This is a genomic window from Alkalicoccobacillus gibsonii (genome assembly GCF_016798245.1).
Lineage (GTDB): Bacteria > Bacillota > Bacilli > Bacillales > Bacillaceae_D > Alkalicoccobacillus > Alkalicoccobacillus gibsonii.
Genome location: NZ_JAEUZA010000002.1, coordinates 532582 through 549752 on the forward strand (window position 1 = coordinate 532582; position 17171 = coordinate 549752).

General features: G+C 40.2%; 19 protein-coding genes. 10 read left to right on the forward strand and 9 right to left on the reverse strand.

The features are described 5' to 3' along the window. Positions 1-6: 6 nt before the first annotated feature. From JNO66_RS09400 to JNO66_RS09420, 5 genes are all read right to left on the reverse strand, one after another. Entirely contained in the window at positions 7-705 is a 699-nt protein-coding gene (locus JNO66_RS09400; protein WP_203087988.1) for an ATP-binding cassette domain-containing protein, read from the reverse strand. Further along, a complete protein-coding gene (locus JNO66_RS09405; RefSeq protein ID WP_273753237.1) occupies positions 692-1081 on the reverse strand; it encodes a GntR family transcriptional regulator in 390 nt (129 codons plus the stop codon). Before JNO66_RS09405 ends, JNO66_RS09400 begins: the two co-directional genes overlap by 14 nt. Positions 1082-1117: 36 nt before the next feature. Next, positions 1118-1909, reverse strand: coding sequence for an ABC transporter permease (locus JNO66_RS09410; protein ID WP_203087989.1), 792 nt, complete (start codon positions 1907-1909; stop codon positions 1118-1120). Further along, entirely contained in the window at positions 1910-2836 is a 927-nt protein-coding gene (locus JNO66_RS09415; protein ID WP_203087990.1) for an ABC transporter ATP-binding protein, read from the reverse strand. A gap of 1345 nt (positions 2837-4181) precedes the next feature. Then, positions 4182-4943 carry an alpha/beta hydrolase gene (locus JNO66_RS09420; RefSeq protein ID WP_246483221.1) on the reverse strand — a complete coding sequence of 254 codons (762 nt, stop codon included), beginning with the start codon at positions 4941-4943 and terminating at the stop codon, positions 4182-4184. 126 nt (positions 4944-5069) lie between these two features. On the opposite strand from JNO66_RS09420, the gene fabZ reads away from it, so the two are divergent. From fabZ to JNO66_RS09435, 3 genes are all read left to right on the forward strand, one after another. Next, on the forward strand, positions 5070-5501 hold the full coding sequence (gene fabZ / locus JNO66_RS09425; RefSeq protein ID WP_203087992.1) for a 3-hydroxyacyl-ACP dehydratase FabZ: 432 nt from the start codon (positions 5070-5072) through the stop codon (positions 5499-5501). Between the two features lie 170 nt (positions 5502-5671). After that, the gene (locus JNO66_RS09430; RefSeq protein ID WP_203087993.1) at positions 5672-5938 is read left to right on the forward strand and encodes a hypothetical protein; all 267 of its coding nucleotides are present in this window, start codon (positions 5672-5674) and stop codon (positions 5936-5938) included. Between the two features lie 145 nt (positions 5939-6083). Continuing rightward, a complete protein-coding gene (locus tag JNO66_RS09435; protein WP_203087994.1) occupies positions 6084-6773 on the forward strand; it encodes a winged helix-turn-helix domain-containing protein in 690 nt (229 codons plus the stop codon). A gap of 85 nt (positions 6774-6858) precedes the next feature. On the opposite strand, the gene JNO66_RS09440 is transcribed toward JNO66_RS09435, so the two are convergent. Next, positions 6859-7377, reverse strand: coding sequence for a sigma-70 family RNA polymerase sigma factor (locus tag JNO66_RS09440; protein ID WP_203087995.1), 519 nt, complete (start codon positions 7375-7377; stop codon positions 6859-6861). Positions 7378-7601: 224 nt separating this feature from the next. On the opposite strand from JNO66_RS09440, the gene JNO66_RS09445 reads away from it, so the two are divergent. From JNO66_RS09445 to JNO66_RS09455, 3 genes are all read left to right on the forward strand, one after another. Beyond that, positions 7602-8096: a competence protein ComK gene (locus tag JNO66_RS09445; RefSeq protein ID WP_203087996.1), complete on the forward strand. Its 495-nt coding sequence runs from the start codon at positions 7602-7604 to the stop codon at positions 8094-8096. A 111-nt stretch (positions 8097-8207) separates the two neighbouring features. Continuing rightward, positions 8208-9158 (forward strand): agmatinase family protein, encoded by a 951-nt coding sequence (locus JNO66_RS09450; RefSeq protein WP_246483222.1) that lies wholly within the window; start codon positions 8208-8210, stop codon positions 9156-9158. 281 nt (positions 9159-9439) lie between these two features. Beyond that, complete coding sequence (locus JNO66_RS09455; protein ID WP_246483223.1) at positions 9440-10699, forward strand: C40 family peptidase; 1260 nt, start codon at positions 9440-9442, stop codon at positions 10697-10699. A gap of 1160 nt (positions 10700-11859) precedes the next feature. Here JNO66_RS09455 and JNO66_RS09460 read toward each other — a convergent pair. The 3 genes from JNO66_RS09460 to JNO66_RS09470 form a co-directional block, all read right to left on the reverse strand. Then, positions 11860-12231, reverse strand: coding sequence for a hypothetical protein (locus JNO66_RS09460; protein WP_203087997.1), 372 nt, complete (start codon positions 12229-12231; stop codon positions 11860-11862). 127 nt (positions 12232-12358) lie between these two features. Further along, a complete protein-coding gene (locus JNO66_RS09465; RefSeq protein WP_203087998.1) occupies positions 12359-12628 on the reverse strand; it encodes a nucleotidyltransferase domain-containing protein in 270 nt (89 codons plus the stop codon). Between the two features lie 488 nt (positions 12629-13116). Then, on the reverse strand, positions 13117-14019 hold the full coding sequence (locus JNO66_RS09470) for an LCP family glycopolymer transferase (protein ID WP_203087999.1): 903 nt from the start codon (positions 14017-14019) through the stop codon (positions 13117-13119). Between the two features lie 185 nt (positions 14020-14204). Between JNO66_RS09470 and JNO66_RS09475 the strand changes: the two genes are divergently transcribed. Genes JNO66_RS09475 through JNO66_RS09490 form a run of 4 tightly spaced genes read left to right on the forward strand, consistent with a single transcriptional unit; the run spans position 14205 to position 17146 of the window. After that, on the forward strand, positions 14205-14912 hold the full coding sequence (locus JNO66_RS09475; RefSeq protein ID WP_203088000.1) for a YveK family protein: 708 nt from the start codon (positions 14205-14207) through the stop codon (positions 14910-14912). 14 nt (positions 14913-14926) lie between these two features. Then, the gene (locus JNO66_RS09480) at positions 14927-15637 is read left to right on the forward strand and encodes a CpsD/CapB family tyrosine-protein kinase (RefSeq protein ID WP_203088001.1); all 711 of its coding nucleotides are present in this window, start codon (positions 14927-14929) and stop codon (positions 15635-15637) included. Positions 15638-15661: 24 nt separating this feature from the next. Then, positions 15662-16435, forward strand: coding sequence for a tyrosine-protein phosphatase (locus tag JNO66_RS09485; RefSeq protein WP_203088002.1), 774 nt, complete (start codon positions 15662-15664; stop codon positions 16433-16435). 51 nt (positions 16436-16486) lie between these two features. Then, a complete protein-coding gene (locus tag JNO66_RS09490; RefSeq protein ID WP_373367172.1) occupies positions 16487-17146 on the forward strand; it encodes a sugar transferase in 660 nt (219 codons plus the stop codon). Positions 17147-17171 lie beyond the last annotated feature (25 nt).

Here is a 17171-nt window from a genome sequence, read left to right on the forward strand (position 1 = left end):
ACGAGGTCATTTGCTCACCTCCTTAAAGATTTCTTGAACTGTTTTACCATGCTCGATTCGCGTTTCTTCTAAATCCTCCGTAAAATAAGCAATGCTTGAGCCTTTAATGATGATCAATCCATCAATTAAAAATTCGATCTCATCGTATTCGTGCGTGGCGAATAAAATCAATCGTTCTTCATCCAAAGTAAAAGATGAGAGCAACTGCAAGAGATCCTCTTTTTTGTTCGTATCAATCCCTGAGAGCGGTTCATCCATAATGAGAACGGGTGCTGGGTTCGCGAGTGTCAGCACAAGGTTAAAGAGGTTGCGATGACCTTTGGATAAATTTTTTATTTTTCCATCAACCGGCAGCTTAATCATATCAAGCATTTCGTACACACGATTCACTTGGAAGTTTGGAATCATTTTTTCATGGAATTGAATTTGGTATTCGAGCGTTGAAAAGCCATCAAGCATCTCTTGGTCGGAAAGATACGCAACCTGGCTCCGGCGACCTTCTGCTGTGGTATGGCCATTAACCGAAATGCTTCCTTTTGATGGGCGTGCAAGTCCACTGATCATGCGGAGGAGCGTGGATTTTCCGGTTCCATTCTCTCCAATGATTCCATAGATACGGTTGCCCGCAAGCGTTAGATTCAGATCTCGGAGCACTTCTTTTCGACCATATGATTTGGAAAGTTGAGTGATTTCAATTTTCTGCATCTGACTCGTCCTCCTGTGCCTCAAGCAACGAATGAAGTTGATCTTTAATTTGGTTGTCGGAAAATCCTAGCTTATGCAGGTAATCAATGAGTTCCTGAATGTGAGATTGTGCCAATTGTACTCTCAATTCTCTTACCACCTCTTCGTCCTCTGTTACAAAAGTTCCCTGTCCTCTTTTCGTAAACGTAACCCCCTCACGATCCATTTCAAGATAGGACCGTGAAGCGGTATTTGGATTCACGCGTAAGGACTGGGCCGTTTCTCTGACCGAGGGAAGTTTATCCCCAGGGCGGAGTTCGCCATTACTGATTTTCTGATAATAGTAATCCGCTATTTGCCGATAAATCGGCTTTGACGGGTCAAACTCAATCGTCACCTAGAGATCACCCCTTTCTGTTTAGCTAAGAAGATTTTATGATAAAACGTCTTTCTTTTTAAAGACAAGATGAGCAATAACAAGAAGAATGATGGAGTACACGGCGATGACACCAAGTGAAAAGCCAAGACTCATACTTCCCATGATCGGTTCGCTTCCAAAGTTCAAGTATTCATTCGAACTATATTCTTGAAGAGTGAGGTTTGCTGTAATTAAGTATTTAACCCAATCAAACCGTAGAAGGAAAAACGTAATCGTCGTTCCAATAAAGTATAAAACAATAACAGAAGAAATGGATAACGCTGAATTTCGAGTCGCAACAGCAATACAAAGGCCAAAGACCAGATAGAAGAAAATGGTTGGAATATTATAGAGTATCCATAAGCCGAGCGTCGCGATTGAATCTGCAAACGAAGCTTCATTTTCAAATAAAACACTGCCAATGAGGAAGCTTATAAGCGCAAGTATGAGCAAAAAGAGAACACTGATTAAAAACGTCGTAACCCATTTTGAAAGCAAAATACTTGTTCGACTAATTGGGCGGATTAACAGCTGTTTCATTGTACCACTCTTGTACTCGCTCGTGACACTTGAGATTAGTACGATGGTAGTGAAAATTAAAACGATCATCGATAAATTATTTAATGAATTCACTGCAAATTCTAAAGTCGTGATGGGGGTAACCGGCTCACCAAAATCATAGGTACTAAAAAAGTAGGAAATCCCTGCACCAGCAGCTACTAAGAACAGCATCACAATTCCAAAAATCAAGAATTTATTCCGATAATAGGCTTTCGTCCACTCATTCTGCATTAATGAAAGAAACATCTACATCACTTCCTTTTCTGTTAACGAATGATACGTATCTTCGAGTGATTTCTTATAGGACACATGATAAATCCCAATCTCGTTTTTTACGAGAGCCATTACGATAGAAGGAACCTGCTCGATCGTTGTAGCTTCAAGCACTAGATTTTTCTCATCTTTACGCACCGTCCCGTATTGCGCTAAGATTTCTTCAGCTTTTTTCGGTTGAGTGACTTCAAATACCGCGGCCACTTCCTGCTGATCCCCTTGCTCCTGTTCACTTACCGCAAGCTCATTAATCACTTGCCCCGCCTTGATGACGATGGCGCGGTCACACATTAACTCAATCTCTGATAAGAGGTGGGACGATACAAGAATCGCAACCCCGGCATTGCGTGCAAGATCTTTAAGGTACGAACGTAATTCACGGATCCCTTTTGGATCAAGTCCATTTGTTGGTTCATCCAAAATTAAAATACTAGGTTCATGCAAGATGGAGAGCGCAATTCCAAGACGCTGCTTCATCCCGAGAGAGTACGTTTTAACCTTTTTATCAATCGCATGGTCAAGCTCAACCATGTTAATCACTTCTTGAATACGTTCAGGAGAAATCTTTTGTTTGGACATCCGTGCGAAATGCATGAGATTTTTGCGACCAGACATATATTCATAGAGGTCCGGGTTCTCAACAATGGCTCCAATCTTGGAGAGTGCCTGCTCTCGTTCTGTGCGGATGCTGTGACCACCAATCTTTACATCGCCCTCATCCATACTAATTAAGCTAACAATCATCCGAATTGTCGTTGTTTTCCCGGAGCCATTTGGCCCAAGAAAGCCGTAAATTTTCCCCGCTTCAACTGAGAAAGACATGTTCTTAATAATCTTCTTTCCACCTAAACTCTTACTAACATTCTCGACAACCAAAGGCCGAGATAGCTGATCTCCCATTTTCTCCACTCCCTGTTCTGTTATGGTGTATTACTTGCATAGTACACCATGATGTATAAAAGTGCAACCAGTATTTGGAGGGAAAAGTGAAAATAGGCGATGAGATAATGGGGAGGTGCGGGTGTGGCAAGGGATTGAAAGAGATGAGGAAGAAAAAACCTTTTTTTACTGATATGGGGTGGGTGAGGGAGGTGGTACACTGAACAAGATATAAAAAACCAAGATTTAAAGTCAAATAAGGATGAAAAATGGTCATTTTTCAAAGAGCATTGGACTCCAAGCCTAATACCAAGACAAACAGAACCAACACCAAGCCCGCACCCTCCATACCAAGAACCTGGAGCCAGACATTAAGAACTCTGACCACAATACCAAGCTAAAAACCGACCCAACCAAGAACCAAAGCCAAATAACGATGAAAAATGGTCGTTTTTCAAAGAGCATTGGACTCCAAGCCTAATACCAAGACAAACAGAACCAATACCAAGCCGAACCCCTCATTACCAAGAGCCTCACGAGCTACATCAAGAAAAATCTCCAACTAATCAAGCCCGCAGCAACTTCCACCAAGAAAGGACCCTCCACACCAAGACAAAAATGAAAACACCAAGCCCACACCCTCCATACCAAGAACCTAGAGCCAAACACCAAGAACTCTCAGCACCATACCAAGCTAAAAACCGACCCAATCAAGAACCAAAGTCAAATAAGGATGAAAAAAGTCCATTTTTTCAAAGAGCATTGGACTCGGAACCTAATACCAAGACAAACAGAACCAATACCAAGCCGAACCCCTCATTACCAAGAGCCACGCAAGCTACATCAAGAAAAATCGCCAAATAATTAAGCCCGCAGCTACTTCCACCAAGAAAGGACCCTCCACACTAAGACAAAAGTGAAAACACCAAGCCCGCACCCTCCATACCAAGAACCTAGAGCCAAACACCAAGAACTCTCAGCACCATACCAAGCTAAAAACCGACCCAATCAAGAACCGAAGCCAAATAACGATGAAAAATGGTCATTTTTCAAAGAGCATTGAACTCCAAGCCTAATACCAAGACAAACAGAACCAATACCAAGCCGAACCCCTCATTACCAAGAGCCACACGAGCTATATCAAGAAAAATCGCCAACTAATCAAGCCCGCAGCAACTTCCACCAAGAACAGACCCTCCATACCAAGACAAAAATGAAAACACCAAGCCCACACCCTCCATACCAAGAACCTAGAGCCAAACACCAAGAACTCTGACCACAATACCAAGCTAAAAACCGACCCAACCAAGAACCTCCACCCACAAACAAAAAAACAACGCCTAAGCGTTGTCTCCTCATTTAATCCTCACTTACAAATCTTACCCAAAAACGATTCAATACAATAATCCCAGTAATCCCACGTATGATCTGCTTTTTCTTCCTCGTAATACGCATCAACTCCGCTATCCTTCAAATGATCACGGAATTTAATATTCATGTCGTACAAGAAGTCATCGGTGCCGCAGTATTGATAAAGATCAGGCAGCGCACGTCCTGCTTGCTGGTGCTTTGTTACAAGAGAAAAGAGGTCGGCTCCGATTGCATCGAGATCGGGATCGCGGCCGAAGATGGCAGTTAAGCTGCGTTCGCGTTCGTCTTGTTGGTCTTCTGGTACGGCGCCCAATAAGCCTCGGACATCGACTGCTCCTGAGAAGCTTGCAGCAGCTTTGAACCGTTCTGGGTGGTTTAGTGCGAGCTTAAATGCTCCGTATCCTCCCATGGAGAGGCCGGCGACGTAGGTGTGCTCTGGATTGGTTTCGATTTTAAAATGAGTGTTGACGATGTGTGGAAGTTCTTCTGAGATGTAGGTCCAATAGTTTTTGCCGTAGACCATGTCTGTGTAAAAGCTAGTATCAGCATTTGGCATAATGATAGCGATTCCAAAAGTGTCCGCGTAGCGTTCAATTGCGGTGCGTCTAACCCAGTTGGTTTCGTTATCACCTCGTCCATGTAGGAGGTAGAGGGTTCTTCTAGGTTGTGTTTGTTGCGTGTGTTCGGGAAGAATAATTTGTAGTCCGGTTTGAATGCCAAGTGATTCTGGTACAAAGTGTCCGTGAAAACTAGCCAATGTCATCGCTCCCTTTTTCGTTTATAGGCTTATCGTACTTGATTCCAAACATCTTTTCACCTAAAAACGCTTAGAATCTGAATATGATATAATTCCAATGATAACAAGTATGAGAGGATGTTGACGATGTTAACAATCGAACAAATTAAAGAGATTATTCCGCACCGCTATCCGTTTTTACTGATTGACCGTGTGGATGAAGTTGAAGAGGGCAAACGTGCCGTTACGATCAAAAATGTAACCGCAAATGAAGAATTTTTTAACGGGCATTTCCCGGACTATCCTGTCATGCCAGGAGTACTTATTCTAGAGGCCCTTGCACAAACGGGAGCCGTATCCATTCTAACAAAGGAAGAGAACAAAGGGAAAATTGGTTTGTTTGGTGGCATTGAAAAATGTCGTTTCAAACGTCAGGTGAAGCCTGGTGATCAGCTTCGTTTGGAAGTAGAGATTACTCGCCTAAAAGGACCTGTCGCTAAGGCGCATGGTGTAGCGACGGTAAACGGTGAAGTGGCTGTGGAAGCAGACATGACATTTGCCCTGCAACAAAACAGTTAATTGTCACTTACTTAAGTCATCCTTCGTGATTCATTGGACATGAGCATTGTGGGAGTCCGTGTACTCCTGCAAAAGAATGTATAAGTAGGGCTTGTTTAATAGACGACTGGCGCAGGTGTTGGTAAGATGTATTCTGATCAAAACAACTACGCACTGCGGGAGGTCAACGTATGAATAAGTCAACAGGCATTCTAGCCGCAGCCTTTTTATCTGTAGCTGTTCTAAGCGCATGTGGAGATGATGATGGACAAGATACACCATCTTCAAATAATAGCGACCGCGATAGCATTGAAGATCCGGCAACCTTTGATGAGCCCGAATCGGCTGAGGATCAAGAGGGGTTCGAAACGGAAACATCGGATGAACAGTTAATGGATAATGATGATGAACGCATGGAAGGTGGCTCGGTCGAATCGGACGAGCAATCAGACGAATAGATGGTTGAAGACCCCTGTTGTATATACAGGGGTCTTTTTCCTATGATGTTAGGCAAATATTTTGTGACAAAAGTCCTTGTTATTGCTATGAAAATCCTTCTTTACCACGTATACTATAAAAAAATAGAAGCGAGGGAAGAGAACGATGGCAAGGGAGCAAATTCTTCTTATTGATGATAGTGATGATTTGTACGACAAGTTGGACCAAGATGCAAGAGGTGAACACTTCATTCTCATCAGACAACGAAGTGACCTAATGCTTGAAAAAGTGATGCACATGCTTGAACCAAAGCTCATTATTATCGGTGAAACGGTCATTGAAAGGGAGCCTCTAGAATTATGTACACTCCTTCGCGAGCAGACGCTTATTCCAATCATTATGACCCTTGGAGAGTCGTGCACGATGCAGAAAGTAGTCGAAGCGGGGGCTAATGACTTTCTTTCAACACCAGTCCCCTATGACGAGTTGCTATCACGTATAAAAGCACACTTGAATCATTACAGGAGAACACGGGACCAGCTTCAGTGTGAGCTCCAGCTTGACGATCTTTTTATTGATTTAATCTCACAGAAAGTCCAGCATTACAATAAGCAGATTGATCTGTCAGCCCAAGAATTTAAGCTCCTTACGTTCCTTGCGCATCGGCCGAATACGGTCTTTAGCACAGACCAGCTTTTCTACCATGTATGGGAAGAGGAGAAGCTCTATGATTCTAAAACAGTCATGGTCCACATTAGTAACATTCGAAAGAAACTACCTCCAAAAGATGGGGCACCTAGCGTGATCCAAACGATTCATGGGGTAGGGTATACGATCCATGATTTCTATTGTTAGATAATTTGGCAGAATATTTAGACTAAATAGATTGCATGATACCAATCAGATTAGTATAATTTTAGGTGAAGCGACAAAATGAAAGTTAATCCATCATTTTTCGTGGATCTCCGAGGATGGAACCCATCTCTCGTAATTTGCGACGCGCCGTTTTGCTCCAGCTTGCAACAGTGTTCACGGTTACCTGTTGTTCACAAGCCACGGATTTGATGCTTTTTCCTTGAATAAGCACCTGTTCCACATAGAGCAATTCGCGTGGTGATAATTGGTTCAAGAAAGGAGTGAAATAAAAGCCACTGCTCTCATATTCGTCTTCTATAGAAAGATTCTCAAGCAGATGTTCTGAGGATTCATCCGTCAGAACAAATCGTTCTGCCATACGAATCTCCTTACGTACATACGAAATGAGATCGCCCCGTACACGCAAATGTGCAAATGCAGCAAACTCTCCTTTTTCCGGAGTGAAACGCTGATGAGCGTCCCAAAGGGCAATCATTGCCACTTGGAAAGCTTCTTCGTATTGGTGCATGAGACTTAACCTTTTAATTTGACTCTTAATAAGTGGTGTGTACTGAGTGAGCACGTGATCAAAACTAGAATTCATCTTATTGACCTAACTGAAAGCGCGCTTTCTATGGATTCCGCGGTAGGTTTAGATTAAGAGAGATTGACGTTTTGTGCATGTGGGCAAAAAGAGGAAACGGGGATTGTACGGTCTGCGTTTTCCGAAAAATCACCTCAGAATTTACAGATGAATGAACGTTTATCCTTTCTGGTTTTCAAAGAAACGTATCAATTCAAAATAAAATCTGAGGAGGAATCCTACTAATGAAAAATAACTATTTGAACTCGAATACTCATTATGTTGACGATTATGCTATTAGTTCTAAAACGCTACTTATTAAACCTCAATACGATATGGAGTATTCAGCCGTAGTAATGGAAGAAGACACCACATACCACGTCAGTCAGACGCCTCTTCAGTTAATCAAAACAGCCTGCTTAACCAATGGATCAAGCTACGATGGTCGCTCAAAATTTAGCGTGGCAAGCTTAGGCATTAAGTCTAAGCCACCTATATTAATAAGTGAGGGGCTTGGAATTATTGCAGCCCCCACACATTCACCTTCCAATCCGAAATGCGAGTGGTTTTTCTCGAGGCATGTAGTAGCCATTGATGAGAAAATGCAAGAAGGGAAGAATGGGACGCAGATTACGTTCCGAGATCGTACCAAAGTTTTCTTTGACATCTCACACAATCAATTTCTCAGCGCGCTCAATAAAGCACACAGATGCCAAGCATTTCTGCAAAACTTTACCTGATCTATAAATGGTGCGGACCTCACAGGTTCCGCACCATTTTTTATTAAACAAACGTTTAAAAAAAGAACTTAGCGGGTAATGAGCAAAGAGTTTGTAGGAAAGGATGAGTGGATGTCTACCAACAATTCAATGCTTTATGGAAATACCCCGCCCTTTCTAGGAGCGATTAATGGAACAACGGATTCCTATGAAGAGGCGGATGTTCTGATTTATGGCGTGCCATGGGAAGGTGCGGTAACCTGGGGAGATTACACAGGATGTGAGCTCGGCCCTAAGGTCATGCGCTTATGCTCGGGTCGTTACTCGGGTTATTTACCGGAGCTCGATCATCTAGATGTGTTTGAACATTTAACGCTAGCAGATCTAGGGGATGTGGATGTAGTCCCGGCTGATGTAGAAGAGACGATGAACCGTATTGCTGCGTTTGCGAAGGATGTCTGGAATACAAAGGCTTTTCCTATTGCACTTGGTGGTGATCATGGGATTACGTATCCGATAGTCCAAGGCTTAACCGAAGCGTACCCCGATAAGAAAATTGGTATTTTACACCTAGATACACATTATGACAATATGCCCCATCATGAGGGTGAAAAGTATGCTCGCTCCACACCATTTGCTAGATTATACGAGCTGGATGGTGTTGTGAATGAAAGCTTAATTCACACAGGGATTCACGGACCACGTAACAAGCCTGCAACCGGACGTTACGCAAAAGAAGCTGGCGCAAAAACGGTTACTGTCAACCAAATTCGTGAAGCTTCTGACTTACGAGAATTTGCGGGAGAGTTATACGAAATGGCTAGTGCCAATGTTGATTTTGTATACCTATCTATTTGCAGCGATGTGTTAGATGTGGCCTTTAATCCTGGGGGACCCGCTGACGTGAACGGTTTGACAAGCTATGAATTACTAACACTTGTCTATGAGTTTGCATCAAGAGGACTTGTTGGAATGGATTTTGTTGAAGTCTACCCTCAGCAGGACGCAAATGATATTTCCTCACATTTTGCCTCCACTCTAGCACTTTATGCTCTAGCTGGTCATATCAAATATAAAGAATAAATAAAGACGAGCGTCACAGCCCCCTCGCTGGGGGATTTTTTAGTGCGTCCATATGTTTGATAAATCCCGACATGAAAGCTCTCAATCCAATTGAAATTGTAATATTACAGTTTCGTTACAATGATAGATTGAAAGACAAAATTCGTGTAAAATTTAGTTTATATTCGAGTTTAATCCCTTATTTTGTAAGAATTTTATGCGGGAATAAATAGGACTTTAGACGCAGTAGACTCACGCAGCCGAAACATACTATATAAACTAGATTAGAGGAGGTTCTTTTTTTGAACCAAGCAACTAAGATGAAAAAGGCCGTATTAACAACAACTGTCGCTACTGGAATCGTACTTGCCGCTCCAACCGTTGCAGACGCAGCACTCGGAGATCAGACACTTCGCCAAGGGATGAGTCACTCAGACGTTACTCAGCTTCAAGATGAATTAAAGTCAAAAGGTTTCTTTACATACGAAAAATCAACAGGATACTACGGAACCATCACAACGGATGCCGTTCGTAAGTTCCAAAAAGCCAATGGACTCTCCGCAGATGGAATTGCTGGACCGAAAACAATTGGTGCGCTTAAAGGCGGATCATCGTCTCAAAAAGCAACTTCATCGTCCCCGTCTTCGAGCACAAATGTTTCCTACTCAGGAATCCTACGTGTAGGATCAAGCGGTAACCAAGTAAAACAGCTTCAATCTCAATTACGTTCAGCAGGTTTCTTAAACAAAGAACCAAACGGCCAGTTCGATAATGCGACAAAGGACGCAGTAACCTCATTCCAACGTAGTAAGAACCTACAAGTAGATGGAATTGCAGGACCGCAAACCTTTGCCGCATTAAATAACACAGGTGGCTCAAAAGCACCAGCACCATCAAACCAAACAACAAAAAACACAAACTCTAGTCCATCTGCAACATCTAGCATCCTACGTGTAGGAAGCAGAGGAGCAGCTGTAACTGAGCTTCAATCACAACTTCGCTCAGTTGGCGTATTCAACCAAAATCCAACAGGATACTACGGAAATGACACACGCGATGCCGTGCGCAAATTCCAAAGTGCCAACGGACTAACAGCAGACGGAATTGCAGGACCAAAAACATTTACTAAACTAGGACAAGGCTCAACGTACAAGCCAAACACCGAAGTGAAAAGCGAAACAGTTTCAAACAACAATAACTTAGGTGCAACTGTAACAAACATCGTAGCCGAAGCATCTAAGCATATCGGTACGCCATACGTATGGGGCGGCGGCACACCATCTGGATTTGACTGCAGCGGATTCATTCAATATGTCTTCAAACAACAAGGCATCTCAGTTCCAAGAACTGCAGCATCACAATACAGTGCTGGAAAAAGCGTATCCTCTCTACAAGTAGGAGACGTTGTCTTTTTCGAAACATACAAAGCAGGCCCATCACATAACGGAATCTACATCGGAAACAACCAGTTCATCCACTCCGGATCAAGCTCAGGCGTGACGATAACAAGCATGGACAACAGCTACTGGAAACCGCGCTACATCGGTGCAAAACGCTTTTAATTAAACGTTTATTTAACCCCCTCTGACGGTGTCGGAGGGGGTTTTTGTGCGGGAGCGAATTCTTGGTAAAGAGGGCAAAGCTCTTGCTAAGGCGGAGAGGGTTCTTGTTATGAGTCGCTGAGGCCTTGATAACAGAGGTCCAATCTTGTTAATAGGAGCTCCAACCTTGGTAACGCACCCTGCTTCTTGATAGAACTCGCTCCAGGCTTACTAAAACCTCCATTTATCTTGCTAACGCTTCACCCAGCTTGGTAAAACACCCGAAGTTCTTGCTCCGAGCCCAGTTCTTCTTGAATACCCCCACAAACTTCAATGTGGTTATAAAAATGAACATTTTTATTCCTTATTTCATTGAGCTTAAAAACAAAACCTGATTAAGAAACTCAAACAATTAACACGCAATCTTAACAAATAGTCAGTTGAACACATGGATACTGAAGGATAATGTTAGATGCAAATAAATGAAATAGAGGTGAGCTTACGAATTGAGCATGATTGAGGCCATAGATCCGTTTCTAATGCAATTATATATTGTCCCATCAATTGTTATTGGAATAGGAGTGCTCGTATCAATTCTTCTCAAAAAGATGTGGGTTGCTCCTATCGTAACTTTACTTCTAAATCTACTGTATGAAATTTGGCATAGCAGATATTATTACCCTGGAAGTGATATCGGCTTCACCTCTTGGAATGTTATATTTCCTCTGTTTTCACTTGTCATTTCTGTGGTCATTATTTTGTGCTGGCCCAGAAAAGCTCAGGAGGATTAAATCTGAGAGGGAGAGGGGAGTCTTTGTAAAGAAAGAAACCTCTCGATCCCAATTCTCCTTGAATAACACCACAAACTCCAATGCAGTGATAAAAATGTTTATTTTTATTCCTTACTTCTTATTTCTTTCAAGCTCAAGTTCACTTAAAACAGGAAAACCAATCTGGCGCTCTCACCAGATTGGTTTAATGTTAAAGGAAATAGGTGTATATGATAGCCCCGCTTATTACCCCGAGCGTACTTGCAATGAACATCTTTTTCTGAGATGGAGCTTTTGGGTCCTTAATCTTTTTCGGATCGTCTATAACAAACACATCCTTTTTATTTACACCTTACCCTTTATGAACCAACTAAAACGCAAAAACAGAGCTCACATAGAATACAAACAACTCTAAAGAACCATCCCGATCACCCGATCCATCATCTTGCGCTCCTCATCAATCCCAACACACGCACACAAATTCCGGTGCACAGTCTTAAACTCATCGAACATCTGTCTCACCTTGCACATCACATCATCACTATCACGACAACCATCCCAATCAGCCAATATCTCAAGCTGCGACTTATCTAACAAACTATGCGCTCCCTCATATTTGGCCCAATCTCCCAGTGTATTTGGCTGTAAACTTTTATCCATATACCATGCTGTCACAACAATCATCCGTAAGCGATTCAGACAATTGAGTGCATAATTCCATTCACCACGATTCGCACGTCGGTAAACCTCATGAGAATGTGCGAGAAATTTCATCCGCAACATATCAACTTCTCCGACACTTGGCTCATACCGCAGCTTCCTCGACTCCGCAACGAGCTCATACAAGAACCCATACCGAGGCCACTAGATCCTGGTTTATCCTGGTTTCGATAATAAAATTAATCTACCTTTAAAAAAGAATCATAGTGAGCCACACTATAATTCGTCCAAGGCAGATCCTCAAAAAGAGCACGTCTCCCCAACATTTAGCTCGCTCTCGTTTAGCCAATCGATAGCGTTCATAATGCTCATCCCTCACAACAATACGCACATCAATGTCAGAATAGATGTCTGTAGTACCCGTTCCAATTGACCCTCCATAAAAGACGCCAATAATGCGTTCATCCTGAAGTAAGTTACCCTCCATCCTTTTTTGTAAGGCTAGGCGTTGATTAGGCAAATCCTGATCCCTTAATGAATAGCTAGAGTTGAATCCCACACATACAAAAATCACTCCTCAAAAGGTCGTTCAAAACAACTTCTCGATCAATCGTCAAATTCCTCCCACCCACAGTTAGCGTTTACGTTTTGAGAATTAGGGTAATGAATCACAATATCTTAAGAAATTTCACACCCTGACTCAACAAAGGATTTAGACGATTCATGTAGAATAAGGTAAGTATTCTTTATGAACGTTATAAAAATAAATAGAAGAGGGTGTAATAAAATTGAAACTAAAAGCATGGTTTAAATGTAGATTTCAAAAGAAGCACAAATACAGTTATTACACCGATGAGTGTATTATATGTGGGAAAAAACGAAGAGGTAGTGAAGTTCCTGATTGATAAATGTTTAAATCCTTAAAATTATTTAATAGAAACGATAAAACATAACTTTTTGTAAGATAAAAGCCCCATAGCAGAAGCTAAAGGGCTTTTATCTATTATTTTAATCCAACTCCAAGTGTTCACGCAATTCGCTACTAATATCAGCAATAGTTTCATCACTTAAAACTACGTAGGAAACTCCATCAATCATTGGAGTTGTGTAATCAAATTCTAGTTGATCCACAGTACCTATTGCATCGCGGTAATTATTTTGAAGTGTCCACATATCATCGAGTGACATATCAGTTTTAACAGAACCACCTACCACATCGAGCATTTCGTTAGCTTTTGTTATTGAGCTAAACTGTGCAGCTTCTTTAATGACAGCTTCGACGATCTCTCTTTGTCGTGATGTTCTTCCAAAATCTCCACGGGGATCCTCGTATCTCATCCTTGTATAAATTAGTGCTTCCTCACCATTTAAGAACTGTGTACCTTCTGGGAAATCATAGCCTCTACTATTAAATGCAAAATCATTATTAACGGTTACGCCACCAAGTGCATCTATTAGCTCTTTAAATCCTTCCATATTAATGGTTACATAGTGATCAATACTCACATTAAATAAATTTTCAACAGAGTCCATTGCCATTGCTGGTCCACCATATGCATAGGCATGGTTAATTTTTTCAACAGTTCCCTTACCAATAATTTCAGTGCGAGTATCGCGTGGGATACTTAGCATTTTCATTGAATGCTGTGAGGGGTTTACAGTAACTAGTATCATAGTATCAGATCGACCAGACAGATCGTCTCCTCTTGCATCAATACCTGCAATAAGGAATGAAACAGGCTCAGAATCATTAATATTAACTTCACGTGATTGTAATTGACGGTCACCAATGGGCTCATGAATGGCATTTGCTGTGTCACGTATAGAATCATAAACATAATACGCAAAACCAACACCTACCAAAAATATTAAACCTACGATAATAAAAGCGATCTTAAAACCCTTTTTCATTTAATCAAACGCCCTTCTCAATTTGATTATAGGAAATTTCACCTATAATTTACCTATGCTTAATCAGTATAATTAAACTTTTAAAGTTTAACAAGTGAAAAATTAGTCGATATGTCAGATGAAACTATGATATAATCCAGTTTAGTCATAAAAAAGTTACTAAATTTAGGGGGTCTTCAAAACGAATGGAAGAAACGATTAGTCTAAAAGACATGCTTAAGACGCTTAAAAGGCGATTTAAGCTACTTATCATTTTACCAATTATTGCAATGGCATTAGCTGCTATAGTAAGCTTCTTTTTTTTAACACCAGTATATGAAAGTAGTACTCAATTACTAATTACACAAAATAATACAAATTTAGAACAAGGTTTTACCCAAAATGAAATCAGGACAAATATAGAACTTATCAATACATATAATGAAATAATTAAAAATGCTAGAATCTTGGAACCAGTAATTGAAACCACTGGCTTAGATTTAAGTATTGTTGAGCTAGATAATATGATTACTGTAAGTACTGCTAACGACTCTCAAGTTATTAATATTACGGTAGAAGATGTATCTCCAGATAATTCTGCATTGTTAGCAAACACTTTAGCAGAGATTTTTGAAGCAGAAATTCCAGAGATTATGAATGTTGATAATGTTAATATTCTCTCGCCAGCAACTGTAGGGGATGATATCAAACCAATAAGCCCAAACCCTTTAGCGAATATCCTAATATCAGCTGTAGTGGGTCTTGTTTTTGGTATTGGCTTAGCATTTTTACTAGAGTTTCTTGATACAACTATTAAGACAGAGAAGGACTTAGAAGATGCTCTTGACTTACCTGTCTTAGGAGCAATATCTAATATGGACAGTTTTAATGATGATACAAAGAAATCTACATAGGGGTTGGTAAAAATATGGCAACTAGATCTCGACATAAAAAACAAAATAAAACAGGTTCTAGAAATAAAACACAACGAAATTTAATTACTGATTCTCAAAGAAATTCGCCAATAACAGAACAATATCGAACAATTCGAACAAACATTGAATATTCATCTATAGATAAAAAAATTAGAAGCTTAGTTGTAACTTCAGCAGGTCCAGGTGAAGGTAAATCTACCACTGTAGCAAATCTAGCAATAGTAATGGCTCAAAATGGTAATAGGGTTCTTATTGTAGATGCAGACATGCGTAGACCCACTGCCCATTACACTTTTGCTTTACCAAATACAAGAGGACTAACTAACGTACTCACGAAACAATCTAAACTTGAGGATACATTTCAAGAAACCTCAATAAGTAACCTTTCAGTGCTTACGTGCGGACCAATTCCTCCAAATCCAGCAGAGTTATTAGATTCGAAAATGATGGAAATTGTGATTAAAGAAGCTTTTGAATTTTTCGACATAGTATTCTTCGATGCGCCACCAGTCATGGCTGTTACAGATGCTCAATTATTATCAAATAAAACGGATGGGACTTTACTAGTTGCTTCGAGCGGTAAAACTGATAGAGAAGAATTAATTAAAACTAAAGATCTTCTGATTAAAACTAAAGCAAATTTACTTGGAGTAATATTAAACAATAAACCTACGGATGAAAAAAGTTATTATTACTATTCTTAGGAAAATATTAAAGGAGAGTTTCGTTTGATAGATTGCCACTGCCACATCCTTCCGAATTTAGATGATGGTTCTGATTCAGTTGAGCAGAGTGTGAAAATGGCAGAAGTTGCTGTTGAAGAAGGAATTACTACAATTATTGTAACTCCACATCATGCTCATCCCTATTTTGAAACTACTACTGAAGATATGACTAGAAGTCTGAATGTTTTACAAGAGAAGCTAGAATTATATAATATTCCACTAGAGTTGCTACCTGGGCAAGAAATTAGATTATTTGGAGATTTGATCGAACACTTAGCTTTAGGGAAATCTGTTCCACTTACTGGAGATGGACGATATGTGTTAATAGAATTCCCAACCACTTCTATTCCAAGTTATAGTGAAAGAATTTTTTATGAATTGGCAGTAGGAGGGTATACTCCTATAATAGCTCACCCGGAGCGAAATAAGATATTTATAGACAACCCGCATAAATTATTTGAATTTGTTAAAAATGGGGCACTCACACAAATAACCTCGTCAAGTTTAACTGGTCATTTCGGTAAAAAAATACAGTCATTCACCCTGCAGATTATTGAATCTAACTTGGCTCATATACTTGCATCAGATGCCCACAATCTAAAAGCTCGCACCTTCAGAATGCGTGAAAGCTTTGATCTACTAAAAGAACACTTTGGTACAGAACTATGTAATCAATTTAATGAAAATGCTAAACAAGTTTTGAAAAATGAATTTATCTCGGTAAACCCTCCAGAGTTTATTAAGAAGAAAAAGAAACTTTTTAGTTTTTTTAAATAAAGATAAGTTTTGATATCTATAAAGAAGATAGGAGGTTTACACGTGAATTTCATTGACGAAAAGTCAAATGAACAAAAGAAAATTACAGTATCAACTCCATATGGTTACGGCGTTTTTAAACGGTTATTAGATATTATATTATCCTCTTTAGGATTACTAATTTTATTACCTGTGTTAATTATGGTTTCTATTATGATTAAGGTAGAGGATAGAAGAGGAACTGTTTTTTTTGTTCAAACAAGGGTTGGTAAAAACGGGAAGCATTTTAAAATGTATAAATTTAGATCAATGGTTAGTAATGCAGAAGATTTATTAGAAGATCTCCTTGAAAAAAATGAAGTTAGTGGTGCGATGTTTAAAATGAAAAGCGACCCTAGGATAACTTCAATCGGAAAATTTATAAGAAAAACAAGTATTGATGAATTACCTCAACTTATTAACGTGTTAAAGGGCGACATGAGCTTAGTTGGACCTAGACCACCTTTACCAAGAGAAGTAAATGATTATACTGCTTACCAAAAGCAAAGATTAGAGGTTATTCCAGGTTGTACCGGTGTATGGCAAGCCGGTCAAAGAAACGCTATCGGATTTGAAGAAATGGTAGAATTAGATCTATTTTATATTGAAAACAGACGGATTTCATATGATCTATATCTAATCATTAAGACAGTATTTAAGATGGCATACCCTCCTAAAAACTCAGCTCATTAATCTTATAAATTTATTAACAGGGGTT